Genomic DNA, 22,680 nt, shown 5'->3' with positions numbered 1-22,680 from the left:
TTGCCTACTGCCGTTCCGGTGCCTGTCGGCGCCCCGGAGGGGGAAATATGCGGAGGAGCTGGTGCGGGGCGCCACGGCATCGTGGGCCCGCGCGGGGAAGGGCGTGTCAGGCTCCGACGGCGTGGACGCCGCCGTCCACGTGGACGATCTCGCCGGTGGTACGCGGGAACCAGTCCGACAGCAGCGCCACCACACCGCGGGCGGCCGGCTCCGGATCGGAGAGGTCCCAGCCGAGGGGCGCGCGATCGGTCCAGACGTCGTGGAACGTCTCGAAGCCGGGGATCGAGCGGGCGGCCATGGTCTTGACCGGCCCCGCCGCGACGAGGTTGCACCGGATGCCGGAGGAGCCGAGGTCCCGCGCCAGGTACCGGGAGGTGGACTCCAGCGCCGCCTTGGCCACCCCCATCCAGTCGTACGAGGGCCAGGCGACCGTCGCGTCGAAGTCCAGCCCCACGACCGAGCCGCCGTGCTTCTCCATGAGCGGCAGGCAGGCCATGGTCAGCGACTTCAGGGAGTACGCCGAGACCTGCACGGCGGTGGCGACCGACTCCCAGCGGGTGTCCAGGAAGCCGCCGCCGAGCGCGTCGCCCGGCGCGAACGCGATGGAGTGGACGACCCCGTCCAGCCGGGCGTCCTCGCCCAGGTGTTCGCGGATCCGGTCCGCCAGCCCGTCCAGATGCCGCTGGTCGGTGACGTCCAGTTCGATGACGGGGGCGGGTTTCGGCAGCCGGCCCGCGATCCGCTCGACCAGACTCAGCCGTCCGTAGCCGGTGAGGACGACCCGGGCGCCCTCGTTCTGGGCCAGCCTGGCGGCGTGGAAGGCTATCGAGGAGTCCATCAGGACGCCGGTGATCAGAATGTTCTTGCCGGCCAGCAGTCCGCTCATCGGATCGTCTCCTGCGACTGCTCGCCGGCCGCCGGCGCGGTGCCGGGGGCCTCCTCCCGGCGTCCCTCGTCCACGAAGTCCAGAATGGTGCGCACCACGCCGGGGTCGCCCAGGATGCGGCGGTGCCCGAGTCCCTCGGTGACGGTCAGCCGTGCCCGGTCGCCGTAGGCGTCGGCGACCCGGCGGGCGTGGGCGACCCCGACCATCTCGTCGGCCTCGTCGTGCAGCAGCAGGATCGGCACCTGGATGTCCTCCGGCCGGTCCAGCACGGAGAAGCGGGTCCAGATGTCCGGCTCCCCGGGGAAGAGGTCCCGTTCGATCCGGCCCCGCAGCGCGGCCTTGAGCGGTGCGCGCAGTCCGAGCTGGGCGCAGAACTCGTCGACCAGGTAGTCGAAGTCGGGGACCCCGCTCAGCGCGGCGATCCGTCCCGTCCGTACCTGTGTGCGCAGCGTGAGGAAGGTCGCCAGGACACCGAGCGAGTGGGCCACCACCGCTTCGAAGTCCCCGTACTCACGGTGGAGTTCGCTGATGATGGCGCGGTACTCCACGATCGTGGTGCTGCGCCCGGTGGCCTCGCCGTGGCCCGGTGTGTCGAAGGTGATGACGCTGTATCCGCGGTCGAGCAGCCCGGGGACGAAGTCCGCGAACCGGGAGCCGCGCGACTGCCATCCGTGGACGCACAGCACCGGACGCTCCCCGGTGCCCCAGCGGTAGGTCACCGCTGTCTTGCCGTTGATCTCCACCTGTCCGGTCGTCGCCGTCTCCATCAGCCGCCGGTCGGCCGGACGCGCCTTGCCCCGCGCGAGCGGCAGCCGGAAGAGCGTGAAGGCCCCCGCGCCCGCCAGCCGTCCGGAGACGCGGGAGAGGGTGTTGAGGACGGTGCCGGCTACTGCCGCGGTGGGATCCATGCCCGGTCTCCTCCGTAGGCCACTAAGGAGGCAAAATGCTAGCACGAACGACCGTGCTCTTATATGGTGAAGCCGCGCCCTCGAAGTCCGGACACGCTCCGGCGGTCCGCCGAGCGCACCCTCTCCGGCCGGGCGCACCGCCCCGACCGGCCGTCACCCGGCCGCGCGCCGACCACCACCCGGCCGGCCCGGGTCCCTTCCGGTCCACCGGGAGGACCGGCATCGCACCGGCCACCCCACCGCCCTGATGGAGGACACATGGCACCGAACACACCGGGACTCGCCGCGCTTCCCCTCAAGGCGGGGCCGAACCAGCGGTTCAAGGACGAGCTGGACCGGATCATCGAGGAACAGCTCTTCCCGGACGAGCCGTCCGACGGCCCGGTCCCGCCCGGCGGGCCCGAGGCCGCCCGGCAGACCCGTACCCCCCGCTGAAAGGACACACCGTGGACACGACCGACATCGTCGCCCTCGACCGGAGCGCCGTGCTGGAGACGGTCCGGATCATCGACCTGGCCGCGCCCGGGGACTGGGACAGACCCACGCCCTGCGCGGACTGGACGCTGCGTCAACTGGTCGAGCACATGGCCGGGCAGCACCACGGATTCGCCGCGGCGGCGGGCGGGGGCGGCGGGGACCTCTCCGTGTGGAAGGAACTCCCGCTCGGTGACGACCCACGGGCCGGCTACCGGGCGGCGGAGCGGGCGCTCGACGCCTTCGCCGGACCCGGGATCACCGAGGCACCGTTCCTGCTGCCGGAGATCAGGCCCCAGGGGGCCTTCCCCGGCAAACTCGCCATCGGTTTCCACTTCCTGGACCACGTCGTGCACGGCTGGGACCTGGCGGCGGCCCTCGGTGTGCCGCTCACCCTGCCCGAGGACGTGGTGCGGGCCGCACTGCCTCTGGCCCGGCTGGTGCCCGACGACGAACGGCGGCGCGCGCCCGGGGCGCAGTTCCTGCCCGCCCGGACGCCGTCCGGACAGGCCGGGCCGCTGGAACACGTACTGACGGCGCTCGGCCGGCACCCCGACTGGACCCCGGTCCACCGGGACGCGACCCCTGCCGGCGAGGCCGATCGCCACCTACCGGAGGACACCCATGTTCGCTGAGCTCAGAACCCATGTCGCCCGACGCCTCGGGCTGCCCGAGGACGAGGTGTTCGGCGCGGACCGCCCGCTCTCCGCCGTCCTGGCCGCCTCCCCGACGGCCATCAACTCCATCGATCTCCTGGACGCCTTCGCGGGTGCCCTCGCCGACGCCGGACTCGGCGACGACGACGCGGAACTGCCCACGATGACCCTCAACCACACCGCGGACGAGGTCCTCGCGGTGCTCGGAGCGCAGCTCACCGCCGCCGAGCCCTCCTGACCCCACACAGGCCCTAGGCAACCGCACCACCGGATCCGTCGCGACAGCCACGCACCGCACCCTCCGACCGGAAGGCCGCAACCATGCTGATCATGACCGATATCGTCCAGGAGCTGAAGGCGGGGGCGACCATCACCGACGTCCTCCGCTCCCAGCAGAGCTACCACGAGCAGCGCCGCTGGGGCACCGACGCCCTCTTCGACGGACGTCGCCTCAGCCGGCCCTCCGCCGCCGACCGGGCCGCCCTCTGGCACGCCGCCCGCGCCGAACTCACCACCCAGCCCGCCGGCATCAGGCTCGCCGTCGACGGCGTCAAACTCGCCAACGAGATACGGGAGTCCAACCCGCTCGGCTCCGACGTCCTGCACATCGCCGCCGCCTGGTCCGCCCGCTACTGGCTGGAGGAGGAGGCCCACCACGAGATCGCCTTCGGCCGCCTCATGGAGATGGCCGGCATCGACCCCATCGAGGAGACCGAGGTGGTCGAGTGCCGCGGCGAACTGCCGCGCGACAACTACGCCCGGGTCTGCGTCCTCCAGGCGTGTGTGGAGATCGAGGCGTGTGTCTCCTACGGCTGGGCCGCCCGCGGCACCGAGGACGAACTGGTCCACGACGTCTTCCACACCGTGATGAAGGACGAGGTGCAGCACCGCCAGTACTTCGCCTCCTTCGCCAAGGCCCTGGTGGAGACCGGCGTCTACCCGGTCAAGGACGTGCTGTCGATGGCGTACAGCTGGGTGCGTCCGGACGGCGGCGAGACCTTCGGCTCCGCCCGCGAGGCCCAGACGGAGCGTCAGGGACATGTGAACTGGTGGGAGCGGGTCCGCACCGGCGACGAGGAGTACGGGCTCGCGGACGACTCGCTCCACGAGGGCCCCATCCACGCCAAGAAGCTGTCCAGCGTCTTCGCCCTCGTCCGCGAGGCGACCGGAATCCAGGCGGAGTCCTACGATGACCTCAAGCGCGCCTACTTCGCCAGCCTCCGCACCAACGATGTCGACCGGATTCGATCTGCAGTCCGTGCCGGAGCTGCGCGCGAAACGGCATCTGCTCACTAGCCGGGCCGTCTTCACCGCCGGCGAACTCGCCCACTGCCGCTCCCGCCCCGACCCCGCGGCCTCGCTGACCGGACTGTTCTCCGCGAAGGAGGCCTGCGTCAAGGCGCTGAGCACACTCGGCGGAGCACCGCCGTACACCTTTCCCGAGATCGAGATCACCCACGGGCCGGCCGGGCAGCCCCGGCTGCGCCCGCACGGGCGGCTGGCCGGCTGGTGGGCGGAGCGCCGGCTGGCCGCCGAGATCTCGATCAGCCACACGGGAGACCTGGCGGGATCCGTCGCCGTACTGCTGGAAGACAGGGGAACGGGAATGGGAGACAACACCACCACACTGCCACCACCGGCGCCGGCCCCGACGCCGGCGGACGAGTGGGACGTGACGGAACACCGTGGTGAGATCGAGCTGCGCCCGAACGACTTCGACTGGGCCGGACACCTCAACAACAGCGTCCATCCGCAGTTGCTGGAGACCGGACGCTGGCAGTGGGCGCTCGCCAACGACGTGGACCTGCGGGACAGCGAGCTGGTGGCCGTCGTGCTCCAACTGCACCTGGACTACGTCAAATCGGTGGAGTGGAACCCGGTCGGGAAGGTCGCCGTACGGACCTCGCTCGCCGAACGGTCCGCGTACAGCTTCACCCTCGCGCAGGACATCGAGGAACTCGACGGCACCGTCGTGGCCAGGGGACGGGTCCGCCTCGGCCTCGTCGAACGGGGCACCCAGCGGATTCACCGCGCCGACCTGGCCGCGCTGCGCCGGACCCCGGGACGGGCCGGCTGATGGCGGCCGGCACACTCCCCGAGGCCATCGCGAGCCAGGCGTACCGGCAGGACGCCACGGTCACCTTCGGCACCTCGCCCCGGCGGGACACACTGCACTACCCCCTGCTGGCCGAGCGGATCGCCGCCGCGGCCGGCGGCTTCGCCGCCCAGGGGGTCCGGCCGGGCGACCGGGTCCTGCTGCGGATCAGCAGTTCCCGGGACGGGGTGCTCGCGCTGCTCGGGCTGATGCACCTGGGGGCCGTGCCGGTCTCGGTCAAGCCCCGGGTGCCCGGCACGATCACCGGCCAGTACACCGCCCTCGTCGCGCGGCAGCAGGGCGCCCGGCACGCGTACCGCATCAGCGGCCCGGGGCTGCGGGAGATCACACTGATCGAGGACGCGCGGCCGGTGCGGGAGCCGGCCGAGGCGGACCCGGAGGACATCGCCTTCGTCCAGTACTCCAGCGGATCCACCGGGATGCCCCGGCCCATCCCGCTCAGCCACCGGGCCCTCGTCGGCAACACCGAGGCCATCCGCGCCGTCGCCGGCATGCGGCCGGGCCACTCCGGCCTGATCGCCCTGCCGCTCCATCACGACATGGGCCTGGTCGGGCTGCTCAGCGGACTCGCCGGAGCCCTGAACGTCGTGGTGGAGGAGCCCGGTACGTTCCTGCGCCGGCCCATGGCGGCGCTGCGGCTGCTCCGGGACGCCCCCGCCGTGCACAGCGCGCTCCCCGACTTCATGCTGCGCTACCTCGCGGCCAGGATCGGGGAGGCCGCGCGGGCGGACGGGCCGGACCCCGGCCTGCTGCGGCGGTGGCACACCGTGTTCAGCGGGGCCGAGCCGATCCGCCCGGACTCGGTGCGCGACTTCCTGGCCGCGACCGGCCCCTGGGGGTTCCCGCCGTCCGCGCTGGTGTTCTGCTACGGACTCGCGGAGGCCGGGCTGATGGCCACCTCCCACCGGTACACCGACGAGGCCCCGAACTTCGCCGAGGAGCCCGGCACCGGCGCCGCCCCGGGCGCCGCCTGCCTCGGCCCCCCGGTCCCCGGGCTCGACCTGGAGATCGTCGACGAGCACGGGGAACGCCGCCCGGAGGGCGAACTCGGCACCGTACGGCTGCGCGGACGCACCCTCTTCAACGGTTACGACGGGGCCACCGATCACCGCGTCCAGTGGTTCGACACCGGTGATCTGGGCCGGCTGCGGGCCGGCCGGCTCTATCTGCACGGGCGCAGGGGCGACCGCGTCTCCGTCAACGGGGTGAACGTGTTCGTCGTGGACATCGAGCACCGGGTGACGACGGAGCCGGGCGTCGCCGAGTGTGTCGCCCTGGCGCACCAGGACGGGTTCACCGTCCTGGTCGTGCCCGAGCGGACGGCGACCGTGGACACCGGCGCCGTCGCCGCCGGGATCGCCGCGGACTTCGGTGTGGCGCCCCGCGCCGTACTCCAGGTCAAGCGCGGCGGGATCGCCCGCACCGCGAGCGGAAAACCGGCGCGTACCCATATGACCGCCCAGTTGGAGAAGGGAATACCGTTCACGTGACGACCGACAGCGCCACCGGTCCCGGTGGCGGCACGGGCATCGCCGTGGCGTCCGGAATGCTCAAGGGTGTCTTCGGACACGGTGTGCTCGCCGCCTTCGAGGAACGCGGGCTGCGCGCCCGGGTGTACGGGACCGCCTCCTCGTCCGGCCTCTCCGGGGGCCTCGCCGCCATCGGCAGGGCGCGCGAGGTGGGGGTGGACTACTGGCTGCGGGCGGCGGCGGGAGCGGCACGCACCGGGATGAGCCAGGTGGCGCTGGAGAGCATCCGGGAGTACGGGCCGACGCTGCGCGCCGGGCTGTTCCGGGACGACGCGCCCGATCTGCTCCTCGCCACCAGCAAGGTCACGACGGAGGCGGGCGCCGAACTCACCCAGGGCCCCGGCGCGAAGCGGCTGGGCCGGCAACTGCTGCGCGACACACTCAGCGGCGACCGGAGCTGGGTCGAACGCCACCTGGCGCCGGTCGTCTTCGCCACCCGCCCCGAGCGCGCGGGGCCGGGCGCCGCCCGACTGACGGAGGCCAACTACGACGCCGTCGCCTATGCCTCGACCCGGATGCTGCACGCGTGGGCGGTACCGGCAGAGGTGGGCGGCGAGCCGTATGTGGACGCCTCGTACACCTGCGCCTGCCCCGCCCGTGAGGTGGCGGAGACCGGGGTGTCCTCGCTGATCGTGATCGGCTCCGACCCGTTCCCGCTGTACCGGGACCTCTACGGCTCCGAGGAGATCGTGGACGGTGCCCCGCTGGGCCGCGCCCGGGTCCTGATGGTGCGGCCCGCCGACGACCTCAAGACGCTGGGCGTCGACTACGCGTCGGCCACCGAGGAGGGGCTCGTCGGCGCCTACGCGGTGGGCCTGGAGACCGGCCACCGCTTCGCCGACGACCACGGAGAGCTACTGACCAACGGGAGTGGATCATGACCCATGTCGTCACCGAACAGTGTGTTCACTGCAAGTTCGCGGAGTGTGTCACCTACTGCCCGGTGGCCTGCTTCCGGGAGGCCGACAGCTTCCTCGTGATCGACCCCGACGAGTGCATCGACTGCAGCAACTGCGTCCAGGCCTGCCCCAGCGACGCGATCTACCCGGAGAACGAGGTGCCCGCCGAGCTGGCCCCCGCCCTGGAGTGGAACGCGCGGCTCGCGCCGCTGCTGCCGCTGGCCACCACCCGTGTCCAGCCCCTCGACGACGCCGAGAAGTGGAACGGCGCCCCGGACAAGTGGGCCTCGCTCGCACCCGATCTGGCACCGCGCGGCTCGGACAGGGCCTGAGAGCCCCGCCTTTTCCCGGCGATCCGTCACCCCGTGCCCGCCGCGGCAGCGAGCCGCCTTCCCCTGGAGAGTGCTCACGATGAACGTCGGCCTGTCAGAAAGCAGACCCTCCGAGAGCGAACTGATCGACCTGCACCGGAAACATCTGGGCAGGGGGCGCAGTCAACTGGCGGCACTCTTCGGCAGTCTCGTCGAGGACTCCGCCTCCGGCGCCCGCGTCACCACCACCGACGGGCAGGAATTCCTCAACTGCGGTGGTTACGGTGTGTTCTTCGCGGGCGCGGGCCACCCGCGGGTCGTCGAGGCGGTGCGACGGCAGGCCGAACGCCAGGCCCTCTCCACCCGCCTCTTCCTCGACCCCGCGGTGGGTCTCGCCGCCCAGGCGCTGACCTCCGTGGCACCGGCGGGGCTCGACCGGGTGCACTTCTCCGGATCCGGCGCCGAGGCCACCGAGACGGCCGTCAAACTGGCCAGGGCACACGGCAGACGACGGCTGATCTCGATGGAGAACGGGTACCACGGCAAGACCGTCGGAGCGCTCTCGCTGACGGCCAAGTCCTTCTACCAGGACCCGTTCCGGCCCCTCCTGCCCGGCGTCACCCACGTCCCCTTCGGTGACGTCCCGGCACTGGCCGAGGCGCTCCGTGATACCGGCGAGGGCGAGGCCTGCGTCGTGGTCGAACCGGTGCAGAGCGAGGCCGGGGTGATCATGCCGCCGCCCGGCTACCTCGCGGAGGTGGCGGCGCTGTGCCGGGAGCACCGGGCCCTCCTCGTGGTGGACGAGGTGATGACCGGGCTGGGCCGGCTCGGCGTCTGGTGGGGGAGTGAACTCGCCGGGGTACGGCCGGACATGCTGCTCGTCGGCAAGGCGCTGTCCGGCGGAGTCATGCCGGTGTCCGCCGTGCTGGCGACCCCGGAGGTGTTCGAGCCCTTCGACACCGATCCCTTCCTGCACACCTCCACCTACTCCGGCGCCCCGATCGCGATGGCGGCGGTACGCGCCACCGTCGAGGTGATCCGGGACGAGGAACTGGTGGACCGGGCCGCGGTGACCGGCGCGCGACTCCTCGGCGCCCTGCGCGCCATCGCCGCCGAGCGGGCACCGCGCCTGGTCCGCGAGGTGCGCGGCGCCGGTCTGCTGATCGGTGTCGAACTCGACAACGCCAGCATGGCCGGCGAACTGCTGCTGGAGATGGTCGACCGCCATGTCGTGGTCAACCACTCGCTCAACGCCCACCCGGTGGTCCGGCTCACTCCGCCCGCCACCCTCACCCCGGCCGAGGAGGCCGAGCTGCTCGCGGCGTTCGACGACTCCTTGACGGCCATGGCGAAGAACTTCTCCTGACGCCTTCGGCGACACACGAACCCCCGCAGCGACAGCACGCGACCCCCTTCAGCAACACGCGAACCCCTTCAGCGACAGCACGCGAACCCGTTCAGCGACAGCACGCGAAAGGCCGCGCACATGACTTCGCCAGCCAGAACTGTCCTGCTCACCGGTGGTGCCGGGGTGCTCGGCACGGCGCTCATCCCCCAACTGCGCGACTACCGCGTCATCGGCCTGGCACGCCGGCGGCCCCTCGCCGGCTGCGACGAGGTGGTGCGCGGTGACATCTCCCGGCCACGACTGGGGCTCGACCCGGCCCGCTACCGGACGCTGTGCGCCGACGTCGACGTGGTGGTCCACGCGGCGGGCATGGTGAAGTTCAGCGGCACCGCCGAGGAGATGCGGACCCACAACGTCGAAGGGGCCCGGCGGATCTCCCGCTTCGCGGTCGACGCGGGCGCGCCCATGATCCATGTCAGCAGCGCCTACGTGGCCCGGCGGGAGGAGATCCTCGCCGCGGGCGGCGACCGGACGGGGCGGGCGGGCAGCAGCCCCTCCCTGTACGTGTCGTCCAAGGTCGCCGGCGAGGAGATCGTCACCGGCAGCGGCGCGCAGGCCGTGATCGTACGCCCGTCGATCATCATCGGCGACTCCGTCACCGGTGAGATCTCCGAGGCACAGGGGCTGCACACCTTCGCCCACCAGGTGCTGCTCAACCGGCTGCCCTTCACACCGAGCGAGCCCACCGGCTACGTGGACTTCGTGCCGCGGGACGTCGTGGCGCGGGCGATCGTCTCCCTGCTGGACTCCGGCGCGCGGACCGGCGAGTACTGGCTCAGCGGCGGCGCGAACGCGCTCACCACCGAGCGGCTGGTCCAGCTGATCATCGAGGAGGCCGCCGCCGAGGGCATCCGGGTGAAGCCGCTGCGGATCCTCGCCCCCGACGTCATCGAGCGTCTGATCCGCCCGGCCTTCTTCGACGTGGTGCCGGGCTGGGCGAAGACCAGGCTCGACCGGCTGCTGGACCAGACCTCCGTGCTCTTCCACCGGCATCCGCTGCCCAGCTCGCTGGCGGAGATACCCGGCTGCGAGGCCGCTGCGGACCTCCGGGCGAACGAGGAGGCGTGGCGGGCGTCGGTGCGCCACCTGGTCAGGAAGCGGCACCACGTCTACGCCCGGGCGGGCTCTCGCGTACCGGCGCCGGACCCCGTGTGACGGACCCCGTGTGACGGACCCCGGGTGACGGACCCCGTGTGACGGGCCCCGGGTGATCCGGCCGGGTCCGCCGTCAGGTCAGGTCCTCAGCCATCACGAGCGAAGGAGATCCATGAGCGCGGAGCAGGCCTTCGGGCACCGGCAGAACTACCTGACGACCCGGGCCGAGTACCTGGGTGTCCTCGCGGTGGCCGCCGTCGCCTTCCTGTGGCACATCGACGAGGTGCGCTGGGGCCCGGCCATCCTGTTGTTCCTCTACATCGACCTCATCGGCTACATCCCGGGCCTGATCGCGTACACACTCTCCAGGGACGGCCGGATCCACCCGGTCTTCCACATCCTCTACAACGTGATGCACACCTGGCTCACGGCGGGAGCGGTGGTCCTCCTGTGGGCGTGGCTGGTGCGTCCCGAGTGGGCGCTGCTGGTGGTCCCGCTCCATCTGTTCGGTGACCGCGGTCTGCTGGGCAACTACGCCAAGCCGGTCGGCCTGCCCTTCGAGCACCTGGAGACCAAGCGGCAGAAGGCGCACCAGGCGCGGCGGGCGGGGGCGCACGCCCTATGACCGCCCCGTCGCCGGACGCGCTGGAGAGCATCACCGCGTACGCCGATCATCCCAGCGGGTTCATCGCGTACAACGACGGGGCCGAGCACTTCACCTCCGCCTCGATGCCGGGCGTCATCGCGTACCGGCGCCGTGGAGGCAGTGTGTTCGTCTTCGGCGGGCCGTTCGCACCGGCGGAGCACCGCAGCGCGCTGCTGGCCGAGTTCCAGGAGCGGGTGACCGGCCGCGGGCGCGGGCTGGTGGCGGCCCAGGTCCGCGCGACCGACGTGGAGTTGTTCGCCGGCCGGGGCTGGACGGTCAACCAGCTCGGCAGCTCGTACAGCATCGACCTGGGGCGCTTCTCGCTGAAGGGCAAGGCACTGGCGAAGATCCGGCAGAACCTGGCCCGGGCGCGGCGGGAGGGGGTCACGGTCCGGGAGGCACCGGCCGGCACCCACCTCCCGGTGCTCGACGAGATCGACCGGAAGTGGCTGCGGGACAAGGGCCGGCACGTCAAGCGGATGACGTTCCTGGTGGGCGAGCGCGAGGGCCGAGGGGCCCCGCACCGGCGGCTGTTCACCGCCCACCGCGACGGCGCGGTCATCGGGTACGTCTCCTACTCGCCCGCGTACGGCAGCCGGCCCGGCTGGCTGTACGACCTGACCCGGCGCACCCCGGAGGCCGCGGTCGGCACGATCGAGCTGATCAATCTCACGGCCCTGACGGCCTTCGCCGGGGAAGGCGCCGGGTGGCTGCACCTCGGGCTCACCCCGTTCGCCGGGCTGGGCCCCGAGCCGGCGAACGCGAGTCCGCTGATCAGCCGCGCGGTTCGGCTGATCGCCGAGCGGGGAGCGTCTCTCTACCCGGCCCGGTCGCAGCAGGCGTTCAAGCTCAAATGGGCGCCGCAGGTGATCGAGCCCGAATACGTGGCGTTCCGGGGCGGACCCCGGCCGTCCTCCCTCTGGCAGCTGCTCCGCATCACCAACACCATCTGATCCGACCGACCTTGAGGTGGCACGATGACGACGAACATCGCACCGGAAGCAGACTGGGACCGGGCCCCCGACGTGCTCGCGGGCGCCCGCGAGCTCAGGCTCACGCCGGAGCAGTGCGACCTGGACTACTGGCTTGTCAATGTCGCCCAGGGCACGCTCCGGGGCCTGGTCAACGGCCATCGCCCGGAGGCGGTGACGCCGGACCACATGCGGAGACCGGGCCCCCTGCGGGACGCGCTGCTCACCGAGTTCTCCTTCCGCTCCATCGCCGAGGACAAGGCCGCGCGGGCGATCACCTCCCTGGTGGCGAACGCGCCCGACGCGAAGTCCATGGAGTTCTACGCCACCCAGCTGCTGGACGAGGCCCGGCACGCCCAGGCGTTCCGGGCGCACATGACCGAGGTGGGCGTCCCGGAGGCGGAGATCGACGAGGTCGTCGAGCGGTACGCCGGCGAGCACCGCGCCCACGTGCTGGACCCGCTGGAGGAGTTCGGGCTGGACGTGATGAACGGGCCGCACCCCTTCCTCTCCGGGGTGCTGGTGCTGACCGTTCTGGTCGAGGGGGTGCTGGCGCCGACCGGCGAACTCAGCGAGCACAAGTGGAAGATCGTCGATCCCGCGGCGGCGAGTGTGGAGCGCGGGGCGGGCATCGACGAGATCCGGCACCTGACCGTCGGCAGCGAGATCGTCAAACGGCATCTGTCCCGGGACCCGGCGCTCACGGAGCATGTGGTGGGCCTCCTGAAGCGCGGCAACGAACTCTGGGCCTCCCTGCCGGTGTTCGAGGTCCTGCAACGCCGGGAGGAACTCTTCCAGGAAGGCGTCCAGCAGATCGCCGACGTCATCGGCGACCACGAGATCTGGCCCGGGCGCCGGCTGCTGGACACCACGCCGGACGAGCGGATCAAGGCCGCGCTGGAGTGGTCCGCCCAGACCCAGGCCGCCCGGCTGGCCTACATGGGCCTGGCCGGTGGGTGACCGGTCCGACGAGCCGCCGGCCGGGGCCGGTTCCGTACGGCTGACGGTGACACTGCCGGACGGAGCCGCCCTCGCGGTGCACCACTGGCCGGCGCCGGCGGGGCGGCCGCTCGTCGTCGTCTGGCCCGCGCTCGGTGTACGGGCCCGCTTCTACCGGCCGTTCGCCACCGCCCTGGCGGCGCACGGCCTCGGCGTCGCGGTGACCGATCTGCGCGGGTACGGCGACAGCCTGCCCCGGCCGGACGCCTCGGCCCGGTACGGCTACCACGAGCTGGCCACCGTGGACTGTCCGGCCGTCGTGGCCGCGCTGCGCGAACGGGCGCCCGGCAGCCCGGTGTTCCTGCTCGGGCACAGCATCGGCGGGCAGATCGGTCTGATGTACGCCGCCCGCCGTCCGGCCGATCTGGCCGGGATCCTGCTGGTCGCCGCGGGCACCCCGTACTTCCGCGCGTACCCGCCGCCGACCGGGCTCATCCCCCTGCTCGGCACCAACACCGTCGCGGCGGTCGCCCGGCTGCGCGGCTACTGGCCGGGTGACGTACTGGGCTTCGCCGGACGGCAGTCCCGGGTGCTGGTGGGCGACTGGGCCCGGATGGCCCGCACCGGGCGCTACCGGCCGGCCGGGGCGGACGTCCCGTACGAGGAGCTGATCGCGGCCCTGAGGCTGCCGGTGCTGGCGGTCTCGGTCGGCGGCGACCGGCTGGCGCCGCCCGGCGCGGTGGACGCCCTGTGCGCCCTGCTGCGCGGCGCGGACGTGACGCGCCGGCACCACGGCGAACGGCTCGGCCACACCGGCTGGGTCAGGCGGTCCGAGCCGATCGCCGCCGGGATCGGCCGGTGGATCGGCGACACGCTCACGGCACCACCCTGGAACGGACCCGGAGGAGACGGCGATGAGGTTTCTTGAACGCGAGCGCTCGGCACTGGAGAGATTCCTCCCCGGACTGGACGGCCGCCTCGCCGCCCTGCCCCAGGACGAGCTGGAACGCCCCGGTGGTCCCGCGCTCGGTCTCTTCAAGGAGGCGGGCGGCGCGGGGCTGCTGGTGCCGTCGGAGCACAAGGGGCTGGGCGCGAGCGCGGTGGAGGCGGTGCGGCTCCAGCGGGCGCTGGGGTCGCGCGCGCCCTCCCTGGCGGTGGCCACCACCATGCACCACTTCTCGGTCGCCGGGCTGATCCAGGCGTACGAGGTCACGAAGGGCCTGGAGTGGATGCTGCTCGAAGCGGTCGCCGAGCAGCGGCTGCTGATGGCCTCCGGGTTCGCCGAGGGCAGGTCCGGGCAGTCGATCCTCGCCTCCTCCATCACGGCCCGTCAGGACGGCGACGACCTCGTCCTCAACGGTGCCAAGAAGCCGTGCAGCCTGTCCGCGTCGATGGACCTGCTCACCGCCTCCGTCACGCTGGACACCGACGGCGGCCCGCGGCTCGCCGTGGCGGTGATCCCCGCCACCACGCCGGGCGTCTCGGTGCACCCGTTCTGGGGCAGCACCGTGCTGGCCGGTGCGGAGAGCGACGAGGTACGGCTGCGGGACGTCCGGGTCTCACCGGACATGGTGGTCCGTACGGAGCGGGGCGAGGACGGCTCCATGGACCCCGTCCAGACCGTGGGGTTCGTCTGGTTCGAGCTGCTGATGGCGGCCTCGTACCTGGGGATGGCGAGCGCGCTGGCGGAGCGGGTGCTCGACCGGAGGAAGGGGGACCCCGCCGAACGGGCCCGGATCCTGGTGGAGCTGGAAGCGGCCATGGGCGGCGTGACGGACGCCGCGTCGGTGCTGGACACGGGCGGGCCGGTCGGCCAGGCCGAGCTGGCGCAGTCGCTGGTGTGCCGGTTCGCGGCCCAGGCCACCGTCGACCGTGTGGTGCCGCGCTGTCTGGAGGCGCTCGGCGGCATGTCCTACATCTCCGGCGACGAGACGTCGTACCTGGCCGCCTGCGCCGGGGCGCTCAAGTTCCACCCGCCCTCCTTCGGCTGGGCCGCCGAGGCACTGTGCACGGCCTACGCCGGAGGCCCGCTCGTCCTGGGGTGACCGCGCCGGTCGTGCCTCGACCCCGTCGGCCGAGCGCCGGCGTTCCGCGTACCGACCTCTTGCCGACCCCCCTACCCACCGGAGGAATGCGATGGCCTGCCACATACACATCGAGGGACTGCTGACCAATGACGACGCTGATCGGGTGTTCGGCCTGATCCGCGATTTCGAACGGTACTCCGACCACACCGACGCGGTACGCGAGATCAAGGTGACCGCCGACGAGGCGGGCACCGTCGACTCGTCCTGGGCCGTGAACTTCCGCGGCGGCGTCCTGTACTGGACGGAACGGGACGTCGTCGACCCCGTCGCCCGGCACATCACCTTCGACCAGCTCACCGGGGACTTCGCCCGGTTCGCGGGCAGTTGGGACGTCCGGCAGGCCGACCGGGACGTGGTCGTGCTGTTCTCCTGCGAGTTCGACCTGGGCATCCCCAGCCTGGAACCGATCATCAACCCGGTCGCGATGCGCGCGCTGACCGACAGCATCGGGCTCATCCTGCGCGGGCTGCTGGGCGAGGGGATCCAGCTGACCAGCAGCGGAAGGGACACCGCGGCCGTCGGCGCATGACCCCGGCATTTTGGCATGGACATTGCCGTCGGTGTGGGGGTGCGCTATTCCTGGTACCAGCACACCGTCGTCGGACGTCCGGCGGAACAGGCGACGAAAAGAGGCGACGGTGACCGACGCACATCCCGCCCTGTCCCGCCGGGCCCTGCTCGGGGGCGCCGCCTCGTCCCTCGCCCTGCCGGCCGCGGTCGCCGCGCCACCGGCCGCCGCGCACCCCGCGGCGGCCGACGGCACGCCGCGCCGGCGCGGCACCGTCGTCCTGACCGACGACTTCCGACCCGTCCCCGGCTGGAGCCGGCAGGGCGTCGTGATGCGCACCGACCTCCCCTGGGAGAGTTCCCTGCTCCAGGACCCCTGCCTCGTCCACGACAGCGGCACGGGACCGGTGTTCAAGCTCTGGTACGGCTCCCTCCACGGCATCGGATACGCCACCAGCCAGGACGGCCGCCGGTGGGAGAAGGCGACCGAACCCGTCCTCGCCCCCACACTCGACTCCGAGACATCCGCGCTCAACCAGCCCAGCGTCGTCCCGCACGACGGCGTGTGGCACATGACGTACTTCGGCGTCGACGGCGCGGGCGCGGGCCGGATCCACCACGCCTCGGCGCGGAGCCCGGAAGGGCCATGGACCAAGCACGGGGTCGTCCTGACGTCGACCGCCCCCTGGGAGGACGACTTCCTCTACAACTCGTCCCTGATGTACGACACCGACGAGAAGCTCTGGAAGATGTGGTACACCGCCGGCAAGATCGCCTCGGCGGGCGGCGAACCGCGCTACGTCTGCTACGCCACCGCCGACCGGCCGGGCGGCCCGTGGCGCAAGCACCCCGCCAATCCGGTGCTGCGCCCCATGGACGACGGCGGCTGGGCGTCACTCGGGGTCGGCGGCCCCAACGTACGGAAGCTGGGCCCAGGCCGCTACGAGACGCGGCTCGTCGGCTGGCAGGCCGACTACCCGTCCCGGGGCGGCCGTCTCCTCTCCCCGGACGGCATCCACTGGGAGCTGGAGCGCACCGCGCTCGAACTCGACCTCGGCGTGGTCGACGGCGACGAGGACGGCATGGTCTACCGGCAGTTCGCGGTGGTCCACGAGGGGCGCGAGCACCTCTTCTACAACGTCAAGAACAACCGCCCCGGCTGGAACGAGACCATCCAGCTCGCCGTCCGGCAGGACGCGGTCGAGATCGTCGATCCGTCGAAGTGGACGATGACGCACGGCGTCGGGATACCCACCGGCGCCTCGTTCGAGGTGCGCGAACAGGGGGCGTGGTCGCTGGGGAACGCGCCCGCCGCCCGGCCGCAGACGTTGCAGGGCAATGTGGAGATCGACGCCCCGGACTACGAGGTGCGGGTCTCCGTCACACCGCACGGCGAGGCACCCGCCGGCCACGACCACGACCATGTGATCCTGGCCCGGATGACCGGGCGGGACAGCTACTACTACGCCGGCCTGGGGTCATGGGGCCATGCCTTCGGCATCGGTGTCATGGAGAAGGGCCGCAACCGGAAGCTGGTGGGGACCGGCTCGGCCGGCGCGATCGAACCCGGACGCCGCTACGACCTGCGGTTCGTGCTCGACGGCAAGGATCTCCAACTGCACGCCGACGGCCGGCTCGTGCTGCGCGTGGAGGACCCCACGCTCGTCCCCCAGCGCGGCTGCGTTGGACTGCAGACCTCCAACGGCGCGGCGCGGGCGAAGTTCTCCCGGCTGTCCGTCACCCTCCGCTGACGGCCTGCTCCCCGTACGGTCTCCCCGTACGACCTGCTTCCCGTACGGCGGGTGGACCGGGCCCGGTCCACCCGCCGTACGTACGGCCGCGGCCGGCACCGCACACCGGCGCGGCACACCGGCGCGTCAGCCGAGGGGAGCCGCGGCGCCGGTCGCGGGAGCGAGGACGGCGGTGGGCGCCTGCTCCGGGTCGGTGGCCAGTTCCTCGAACTCGGTGACGTTGTCGAGTTCGGTGCCCATGGAGACATTGGTGATCCGTTCGAGGATGATCTCCACGATCACCGGCACCCGGTACTCGGCCATGAGCTTCCTGGCCTCCTCCAGCGCCGGCCCGATGCGGTCCGGCTCGAAGACCCTGATGGCCTTGCAGCCCAGCCCCTCGGCGACCTTGACATGGTCGACCCCGTAACCGCCCAGCTCGGGCGCGTTGACGTTGTCGAACGACAACTGGACGCAGAAGTCCATGTCGAAGCCGCGCTGGGCCTGCCGGATCAGCCCGAGGTAGGCGTTGTTGACGACGACATGCAGGTACGGGATCTTGAACTGCGCGCCGACGGCCAGCTCTTCGATCAGGAACTGGAAGTCGTAGTCACCGGAGAGCGCGACGACGGTGGCGTCCGGATCGGCCGTCGCGACCCCCAGCGCCGCGGGCAGGGTCCAGCCCAGCGGCCCCGCCTGTCCCGCGTTGATCCAGTGCCGCGGCCGGTAGACGTGCAGCATCTGCGCGGCCTGGATCTGCGAGAGCCCGATCGTGCTGACGTACCGCGTGTCACGGCCGAACGCCTTGTTCATCTCCTCGTAGACCCGCTGCGGCTTCACCGGCACGTTGTCGAAGTGGGTCTTGCGCAGCATCGTCCGCCGGCGCTCCTGACAACTGTCCGACCAGGCGGAGCGGTCCTTGAGCGCCCCGGAGTCCCGGAGCTCCCGCGCGGCCTCGACGAACAGCTCCAGCGCGGCCCCGGCGTCCGAGACGATGCCGCGGTCCGGGGCGAACACCCGGCCGATCTGGGTCGGTTCGATGTCCACATGGACGAAGGTGCGTCCCCGGGTGTACGTGTCGAGGCCGCCGGTGTGCCGGTTGGCCCAGCGGTTCCCGATGCCCAGCACGAAGTCGGACGCGAGCATCGTGGCGTTGCCGTACCGCTGGGACGTCTGGAGCCCGACCATGCCCGCCATGAGCGGATGGTCGTCGGGGATGGCGCCCCAGCCCATCAGGGTGGGCACCACCGGAACGCCGGTGAGCTCCGCGAACTCGACCAGCAGCTCGCTCGCGTCCGCGTTGACGACACCGCCGCCGGCGACGAGCAGCGGCCGCTCGGCGGCCTGGAGCAGTTCCATCGCCTTGTCGATCTGCGCCCGGGTGGCGGCCGGCCGGTAGACAGGGAGAGGCGCGTAGGTTTCCGGGTCGAACTCGATCTCGGCCATCTGGACATCGATCGGCAGGTCGATCAGGACCGGTCCTGGGCGGCCCGAGCGCATCAGGTGGAAGGCCTGCTGGAAGGCGCCGGGCACCTGCGCGGGTTCGAGGACGGTCATCGCCATCTTGGTCAGCGGTCCCGCGATCGCGGCGATGTCGACCGCCTGGAAGTCCTCCTTGTGGAGCTTGGCCACCGGTGCCTGGCCGGTGATGCACAGGATCGGGATCGAGTCCGCGGCGGCCGAGTACAGGCCGGTGATCATGTCGGTGCCCGCGGGGCCGCTGGTGCCCACGCAGACGCCGATGTTGCCCGGCCTGGCCCGGGTGTAGCCCTCCGCCATGTGGGAGGCGCCCTCGACGTGCCGGGCGAGGATGTGGGTCAGGCCGCCGTCGCCGCGCATCGCGGCGTAGAAGGGGTTGATCGCCGCGCCGGGCAGACCGAAGACGTGGGTGGTGCCCTCACGCTTCAGGATCTCCACCGCGGCCTGGGCCGCAGTCATGCGAGCCATGGGGTTCTCCAACGGGTCGGGGTTCAGGGGTGGGTGCGGCCGGCGAGGCGTTCGACGCCCCGCAGCAGCGCGGAGTGGTCGAGACCGCCGTCGCCGCAGGCGCGCGCGGCGGCGACGAGCTGGGCGACGAGGGCGCCGACCGGCAGCGGGGCGCCCACCGCGCGGGCGGCGTCGGTGACGATGCCCATGTCCTTGTGGTGCAGGTCGATACGGAAGCCGGGTGTGAAGTCGCCGCTCACCATCGCCTCGCGCTTGCGGGCGAGGACGGTGGAGCCGGCCAGCCCGCCGCCCAGGACGTCGAGCGCCGCCGGGAGGTCCACCCCCGCGTTCCGCAGGAAGACCACGGCCTCGGCCAGGGCCTGCAGATGGACGGCGACGATGAGCTGGTTGGCGGCCTTGACCGTCTGGCCGGCGCCGTGCGGGCCGACGTGCACCACGGTGGTGCCCAGGGCCTCGAAGACCGGCCGGGCGTCGGCGAAGTCGTCGGCGTCACCGCCCGCCATGATGGACAGGACGGCCTCGACCGCGCCGGCCTCGCCGCCGGAGACGGGTGCGTCGAGGGTACGGACACCCTTCTCGCGCCCGGCGGCCGCCACCTCCAGCGCGGTCTCCGGGGTGACGCTGCTCATGTCGATCAGCAGGGTGCCGGGCGCCGCGTGCCGCAGGACACCGTCCTCGCCGAGGACGACCTCTCTGACCTGGGCGTCGGCCGGGACCATGGTGATCACGACCTCGGCGTCCCGGACCGCCTCGGCGACACTGCCGGCGCCCCGGCCACCGGCGGCGACGAGTGCGTCGACGGGGGAGCGGCCGCGGTTGTAACCGGTCACGGTGTGACCGGCCTTCACGAGGTTGGCGGCCATCGGGCCGCCCATGATGCCCAGACCGATGAAGGCGATCTTCCGAGGGGTTGCGCTCATCGTGCGTGTTCCTTCTGTCGTCGTCTCGCGGTGTGTTCGGGGTCAGGCATCGCGGCCGAGGCTCTTCAGATAGGCGCGCCAGCCGCCGAATGCGGTGATCTCCGTGTGGCCGCCCCGGTCCAGCTCCCCACGGCGCAGCACCATCGAGAAACACGAGGAGCCGTCCTGGAGCTCGATGATGCCGAACTCCAGCTCCGCCGGTTCGTTGGGCAGCAGCTCGTCGCGGAGCACCTCGTCGGGGACGTCGTAGACCTCGCCCTCCACGGTGGTGTCGACGCCGGCGTCCGGCAGCAGACCGGGGCAGGTGTCCCGGATCGAGAAGAAGCGGTGGCCGGGGGCGGTACGGGTCCTCGCGATCAGCGGGGCACCCCGCAGGTGGTGGTGGAAGGGGCCGCCCTCCATCGCCTGGCCGTTGAGGAACATGCGTGCCATGGAGTCTCCTTCGGGGGGGCATCGGGGTCATGGGGGGAGCGTGCAGGTTCTGCAATGTGGATAGTATTTTCTGCATTGTGGAATAACAACCCCTCGTGTCGCGTGACTGTCGGGGTGGTTGCCGGGGGGGTGCCGTCGGGGTGGTCGTCGGATGGGGGTGCGCGGCTGCCGGTGGGGCTCCCTCGGCCGCGCCGACCTGGGGTTCCGCCTCGACCTTCGGGGTGTTGGCGTATTTTCAACTAAAAGTTTGATTTATCCGTCTTGCGGGAGGCGTTGACAAGGTCATCGGGCGGGCCTATACATCTCCCAGGCCGGAAAATTGTTTCCGCACGATGAAACACACGAAGTCGCGGCGAACCGCCCTCGCTCAGTCCGGCGGGCCGAGCCGCCCGTGCCGACCGCCCCGGAGGCGCCGCTCCCGAAGGAGCCCCGCCCGCTCCAGGAGGTTCTTGACGTGAAACCCACCCACCTGCTCGGTGTGATCCCGTTCGTCGGGATCCTCGGCGGGATCTTCTTCGCGAACCGGGTGACGCCCTATGTCCTCGGTATGCCGTTCATTCTTTTCTGGCTGGTCATGTGGGTCGTCCTGATCTCGGCGACCATGGCCGTCGTCTACCGGTTGGACCCGGCCAACCGGAAGGACCACACCTCGTGACCGCCATCGCCGTCATCCTCGTCTTCCTCGCCGTCTCCCTGCTGCTCGGGCTGCGGGCCCGTCGCGGCAAGGACATGAACCTGGAGGAGTGGTCGGTCGGCGGCCGCGGCTTCGGGTCGGTGTTCGTCTTCCTGCTGCTGGCCGGCGAGATCTACACGACCTTCACCTTCCTGGGCGCCTCTGGCTGGGCGTACGGCAAGGGCGCTCCCGCCTACTACATCCTCTGTTACGCCTCGCTCGCGTACGTGCTGTCGTACTGGCTGCTGCCGGCGGTCTGGCGGTACGCGAAACAGCACCGGCTGATCTCCCAATCCGACTTCTTCGTCGCCAAGTTCGAGAGTCCGCTGCTCGGCGCGCTGGTGGCGCTGGTCGGCGTCGTCGCGATGGTGCCGTACCTCGTCCTGCAGCTGAAGGGTCTCGGGATCATCGTCTCGGTGGCGTCGTACGGACACATCTCGTCCCACTGGGCCGTCATCATCGGCACCGTCGCCCTGACCGTCTACGTGACCATCTCCGGCATCCACGGCTCGGCCTGGACGGCGGTGTTCAAGGACGTCGCGATCCTGGCCGTCGTGCTGGTGCTCGGCATCTATCTCCCGGTGCACTACTTCGGCGGCGTCGGGGACATGTTCCGGGCCGTCGACAAGGCCGACCCGGGCCTTCTCACCCTGCCCTCCAGCGGGATGAGCCCGTCGTGGTTCGCCTCGACCGTGCTGCTCTCGGCGGTGGGCTTTTACATGTGGCCGCACACCTTCAGCGCCTCGTACACGGCCCGGAACGAACGGGTCTTCCGGCGCAACGCGATCTTCATGCCGCTCTACCAGCTCATCCTGCTCTTCGTCTTCTTCGTGGGCTTCACCGCGATCCTGGTGGTACCCGGCCTGCACGGGGCCGACGCCGACCTCGCCCTGCTGCGCATCACCACCGCCACGTTCCCGCCGTGGATCGTCGGGATCGTCGGCGGGGCGGGGCTGCTCACCGCGCTGGTCCCCGGCTCGCTGCTGCTCATGACCTCGGCCACCTGCCTGGCCAAGAACGTCTACCGCCTCGCCCGGCCGGACACCACCGACGCCCAGGTCGGCCGTCTGGCCCAGCTCCTGGTACCGGCGCTCGCGCTGATCGCCCTGTACTTCACCTTCAACGGCGGCAGTTCCCTGGTCTCCCTGCTGCTCATGGGGTACGCCCTGGTGACCCAGCTCTTCCCCGCCCTGGTGGCGAGCCTGGCGGGCCGGCGACTGGTGACCAAGCAGGGGGCCGCGGCGGGCATCGTCGTCGGTGTGACCACGGTCGCCGTCGTCACACTCTCCGGTGTCACCGTCGGCGACCTGCTGCCCGCCCTGCCGCAGGCGGTCAAGGACCTCAACGTCGGCATCGTGGCCCTGCTCCTCAACGTCGTGGTCATGATGGCCGTCTCCGCCGTCACCCGCGCACCGGACCCCACCGCCCACGTGGCGGCCCGGCCCGAGGCCACCGCCGGAACCGGCTGACCGGGGACCGGCGTACCCTCCTGTGGAATGGCCTTTCGATGGCCTCCAGTTGGAGATTTCGGGGATTGCCGACGGTC

General features: G+C 71.7%; 24 protein-coding genes. 19 read left to right on the top strand and 5 right to left on the bottom strand.

Features of this window, described 5'->3' with window-relative positions:
• Nucleotides 1-106: 106 nt before the first annotated feature.
• Both fabI and ACFXKG_RS16750 read right to left on the bottom strand, forming a co-directional pair.
• On the bottom strand, nucleotides 107-886 hold the full coding sequence (gene fabI / locus ACFXKG_RS16755) for an enoyl-ACP reductase FabI (RefSeq protein WP_384838661.1): 780 nt from the start codon (nucleotides 884-886) through the stop codon (nucleotides 107-109).
• On the bottom strand, nucleotides 883-1,794 hold the full coding sequence (locus ACFXKG_RS16750) for an alpha/beta fold hydrolase (protein ID WP_384838658.1): 912 nt from the start codon (nucleotides 1,792-1,794) through the stop codon (nucleotides 883-885). The genes fabI and ACFXKG_RS16750 overlap by 4 nt, the downstream gene beginning before the upstream one ends.
• A 258-nt stretch (nucleotides 1,795-2,052) precedes the next feature.
• Between ACFXKG_RS16750 and ACFXKG_RS16745 the strand changes: the two genes are divergently transcribed.
• The 17 genes from ACFXKG_RS16745 to ACFXKG_RS16665 all read left to right on the top strand — a co-directional run bounded on the left by ACFXKG_RS16745 (nucleotide 2,053) and on the right by ACFXKG_RS16665 (nucleotide 17,183).
• Nucleotides 2,053-2,229 (top strand): hypothetical protein, encoded by a 177-nt coding sequence (locus tag ACFXKG_RS16745; RefSeq protein ID WP_384838655.1) that lies wholly within the window; start codon nucleotides 2,053-2,055, stop codon nucleotides 2,227-2,229.
• Nucleotides 2,230-2,240: 11 nt separating this feature from the next.
• Nucleotides 2,241-2,903 carry a TIGR03086 family metal-binding protein gene (locus ACFXKG_RS16740; RefSeq protein WP_384838652.1) on the top strand — a complete coding sequence of 221 codons (663 nt, stop codon included), beginning with the start codon at nucleotides 2,241-2,243 and terminating at the stop codon, nucleotides 2,901-2,903.
• Nucleotides 2,893-3,162, top strand: coding sequence for a hypothetical protein (locus ACFXKG_RS16735; protein ID WP_365811010.1), 270 nt, complete (start codon nucleotides 2,893-2,895; stop codon nucleotides 3,160-3,162). Before ACFXKG_RS16740 ends, ACFXKG_RS16735 begins: the two co-directional genes overlap by 11 nt.
• A 92-nt stretch (nucleotides 3,163-3,254) precedes the next feature.
• Complete coding sequence (locus ACFXKG_RS16730; protein ID WP_382893341.1) at nucleotides 3,255-4,220, top strand: hypothetical protein; 966 nt, start codon at nucleotides 3,255-3,257, stop codon at nucleotides 4,218-4,220.
• Nucleotides 4,156-5,001, top strand: coding sequence for a thioesterase family protein (locus tag ACFXKG_RS16725; protein ID WP_384838647.1), 846 nt, complete (start codon nucleotides 4,156-4,158; stop codon nucleotides 4,999-5,001). The genes ACFXKG_RS16730 and ACFXKG_RS16725 overlap by 65 nt, the downstream gene beginning before the upstream one ends.
• Complete coding sequence (locus tag ACFXKG_RS16720; protein ID WP_384838644.1) at nucleotides 5,001-6,530, top strand: AMP-binding protein; 1,530 nt, start codon at nucleotides 5,001-5,003, stop codon at nucleotides 6,528-6,530. Before ACFXKG_RS16725 ends, ACFXKG_RS16720 begins: the two co-directional genes overlap by 1 nt.
• Nucleotides 6,527-7,450: a hypothetical protein gene (locus tag ACFXKG_RS16715; protein ID WP_384838641.1), complete on the top strand. Its 924-nt coding sequence runs from the start codon at nucleotides 6,527-6,529 to the stop codon at nucleotides 7,448-7,450. Before ACFXKG_RS16720 ends, ACFXKG_RS16715 begins: the two co-directional genes overlap by 4 nt.
• The gene (locus ACFXKG_RS16710; protein ID WP_384838638.1) at nucleotides 7,447-7,800 is read left to right on the top strand and encodes a 4Fe-4S dicluster domain-containing protein; all 354 of its coding nucleotides are present in this window, start codon (nucleotides 7,447-7,449) and stop codon (nucleotides 7,798-7,800) included. Before ACFXKG_RS16715 ends, ACFXKG_RS16710 begins: the two co-directional genes overlap by 4 nt.
• Before the next feature lie 79 nt (nucleotides 7,801-7,879).
• A complete protein-coding gene (locus ACFXKG_RS16705; RefSeq protein WP_384838636.1) occupies nucleotides 7,880-9,145 on the top strand; it encodes an aspartate aminotransferase family protein in 1,266 nt (421 codons plus the stop codon).
• Nucleotides 9,146-9,265: 120 nt separating this feature from the next.
• Nucleotides 9,266-10,342, top strand: a complete 1,077-nt coding sequence (locus tag ACFXKG_RS16700) for an SDR family oxidoreductase (RefSeq protein ID WP_384838633.1) — start codon at nucleotides 9,266-9,268, stop codon at nucleotides 10,340-10,342.
• Nucleotides 10,343-10,454: 112 nt separating this feature from the next.
• Complete coding sequence (locus ACFXKG_RS16695; protein ID WP_384838630.1) at nucleotides 10,455-10,907, top strand: hypothetical protein; 453 nt, start codon at nucleotides 10,455-10,457, stop codon at nucleotides 10,905-10,907.
• Entirely contained in the window at nucleotides 10,904-11,881 is a 978-nt protein-coding gene (locus ACFXKG_RS16690; protein ID WP_384838627.1) for a bifunctional lysylphosphatidylglycerol flippase/synthetase MprF, read from the top strand. The genes ACFXKG_RS16695 and ACFXKG_RS16690 overlap by 4 nt, the downstream gene beginning before the upstream one ends.
• Nucleotides 11,882-11,905: 24 nt before the next feature.
• Nucleotides 11,906-12,859: a VlmB-like protein gene (locus tag ACFXKG_RS16685; protein WP_384838624.1), complete on the top strand. Its 954-nt coding sequence runs from the start codon at nucleotides 11,906-11,908 to the stop codon at nucleotides 12,857-12,859.
• Nucleotides 12,852-13,766 carry an alpha/beta fold hydrolase gene (locus tag ACFXKG_RS16680; protein ID WP_384838621.1) on the top strand — a complete coding sequence of 305 codons (915 nt, stop codon included), beginning with the start codon at nucleotides 12,852-12,854 and terminating at the stop codon, nucleotides 13,764-13,766. Before ACFXKG_RS16685 ends, ACFXKG_RS16680 begins: the two co-directional genes overlap by 8 nt.
• Nucleotides 13,753-14,883, top strand: a complete 1,131-nt coding sequence (locus tag ACFXKG_RS16675; protein WP_384838618.1) for an acyl-CoA dehydrogenase — start codon at nucleotides 13,753-13,755, stop codon at nucleotides 14,881-14,883. The genes ACFXKG_RS16680 and ACFXKG_RS16675 overlap by 14 nt, the downstream gene beginning before the upstream one ends.
• A 91-nt stretch (nucleotides 14,884-14,974) precedes the next feature.
• Nucleotides 14,975-15,454: an SRPBCC family protein gene (locus ACFXKG_RS16670; protein WP_384838615.1), complete on the top strand. Its 480-nt coding sequence runs from the start codon at nucleotides 14,975-14,977 to the stop codon at nucleotides 15,452-15,454.
• Nucleotides 15,455-15,563: 109 nt separating this feature from the next.
• Nucleotides 15,564-17,183: a hypothetical protein gene (locus ACFXKG_RS16665; protein WP_384838612.1), complete on the top strand. Its 1,620-nt coding sequence runs from the start codon at nucleotides 15,564-15,566 to the stop codon at nucleotides 17,181-17,183.
• A 126-nt stretch (nucleotides 17,184-17,309) separates the two neighbouring features.
• On the opposite strand, the gene gcl is transcribed toward ACFXKG_RS16665, so the two are convergent.
• From gcl to ACFXKG_RS16650, 3 genes are read right to left on the bottom strand one after another with little or no spacing between them, the layout of a single operon-like run.
• Nucleotides 17,310-19,109, bottom strand: coding sequence for a glyoxylate carboligase (gcl, locus tag ACFXKG_RS16660; protein ID WP_384838608.1), 1,800 nt, complete (start codon nucleotides 19,107-19,109; stop codon nucleotides 17,310-17,312).
• 23 nt (nucleotides 19,110-19,132) lie between these two features.
• Entirely contained in the window at nucleotides 19,133-20,029 is an 897-nt protein-coding gene (locus ACFXKG_RS16655; protein WP_384838605.1) for a 2-hydroxy-3-oxopropionate reductase, read from the bottom strand.
• Nucleotides 20,030-20,071: 42 nt separating this feature from the next.
• Nucleotides 20,072-20,461 (bottom strand): gamma-glutamylcyclotransferase, encoded by a 390-nt coding sequence (locus ACFXKG_RS16650; protein ID WP_384838602.1) that lies wholly within the window; start codon nucleotides 20,459-20,461, stop codon nucleotides 20,072-20,074.
• A 454-nt stretch (nucleotides 20,462-20,915) separates the two neighbouring features.
• On the opposite strand from ACFXKG_RS16650, the gene ACFXKG_RS16645 reads away from it, so the two are divergent.
• Together ACFXKG_RS16645 and ACFXKG_RS16640 are read left to right on the top strand one after the other, a co-directional pair.
• On the top strand, nucleotides 20,916-21,116 hold the full coding sequence (locus ACFXKG_RS16645; RefSeq protein ID WP_384838599.1) for a DUF3311 domain-containing protein: 201 nt from the start codon (nucleotides 20,916-20,918) through the stop codon (nucleotides 21,114-21,116).
• The gene (locus ACFXKG_RS16640; protein ID WP_384838596.1) at nucleotides 21,113-22,603 is read left to right on the top strand and encodes a sodium:solute symporter; all 1,491 of its coding nucleotides are present in this window, start codon (nucleotides 21,113-21,115) and stop codon (nucleotides 22,601-22,603) included. Before ACFXKG_RS16645 ends, ACFXKG_RS16640 begins: the two co-directional genes overlap by 4 nt.
• Nucleotides 22,604-22,680 lie beyond the last annotated feature (77 nt).

Source organism: Streptomyces sp. NPDC059255 (assembly GCF_042752355.1).
GTDB lineage: Bacteria > Actinomycetota > Actinomycetes > Streptomycetales > Streptomycetaceae > Streptomyces.
Note: the sequence above shows the minus strand (reverse complement) of the source record. Positions and strands in the feature narration are given on the sequence as shown.